This window comes from Pseudomonas sp. FIP_A4, assembly GCF_036701605.1.
Classification (GTDB): domain Bacteria; phylum Pseudomonadota; class Gammaproteobacteria; order Pseudomonadales; family Pseudomonadaceae; genus Stutzerimonas; species Stutzerimonas phenolilytica.
The window spans coordinates 1-849 of record NZ_JAYDXP010000124.1 but is presented as its reverse complement, the minus strand read 5'-3'; the positions used below and the strand labels follow the sequence as shown (position 1 = coordinate 849).

Here is an 849-nt window from a genome sequence, read left to right as displayed (position 1 = left end):
TCCGGCACGCTGGAAAGCAACCCGGCGCCGCTTTGCAGCGTTACCCGGTGCCCTTGGCCGATCAGTTTCTTGACGGTTTCCGGGGTCGCGGCGACGCGCGTTTCCCCGACATGGGTTTCGAGGGGTACACCGATGTGCATGGTCATTCCTGAGACAAAAACAGTGGCGCAGCAGCCCGAGCCTCTTCGCCCGGCATACGGGCGGAGAGGACAGGCTGGACTTCGGGATAAGAAACGGGTTGCCCGTAGGCGAGGGGCTCAGACCAGCTTTTCCAGCTCCGGCACGATCTCGAACAGATCGCCCACCAGGCCGTAGTCGGCAACCTGGAAGATCGGTGCTTCCTCGTCCTTGTTGATCGCGACGATCACCTTGGAGTCCTTCATGCCGGCCAGGTGCTGGATCGCGCCGGAGATACCGACGGCAATGTACAGCTGCGGCGCGACGATCTTGCCGGTCTGGCCGACCTGCATGTCGTTCGGCACGAAGCCGGCATCGACCGCGGCACGCGAGGCACCGACCGCCGCGCCGAGCTTGTCGGCCAGCGAATACAGGTGCTTGAAGTTATCGCCGTTCTGCATGCCGCGACCGCCGGAGACGACGATCTTGGCGGCGGTCAGCTCGGGACGGTCGGACTTGGCCAGCTCTTCGCCGACGAAGGCGGACTTACCTGCGTCACCGCTGCCGGCGATCTGCTCGATGGCAGCCGAGCCACCTTCGCCGCTGACCGCATCGAAACCGGTGGTACGCACGGTGATGACCTTGATCGGTGCGGTGGACTGCACGGTGGCGATGGCGTTGCCGGCGTAGATCGGGCGCTTGAAGGTGTCAGCGCTTTCGACCGACGTGATC

Annotated in this window: 1 protein-coding gene and 1 pseudogene; both read right to left on the bottom strand. The window is 64.4% G+C overall.

Annotated elements, in window-relative coordinates; genetic code table 11:
- Positions 1-140, bottom strand: a pseudogene (locus U8L64_RS12745) (NAD(P)(+) transhydrogenase (Re/Si-specific) subunit alpha); the annotation flags it as partial.
- A gap of 117 nt (positions 141-257) precedes the next feature.
- The coding region (locus tag U8L64_RS12740) for an electron transfer flavoprotein subunit alpha/FixB family protein (RefSeq protein WP_333397899.1) at positions 258-849 on the bottom strand (592 nt) is incomplete at its 5' end.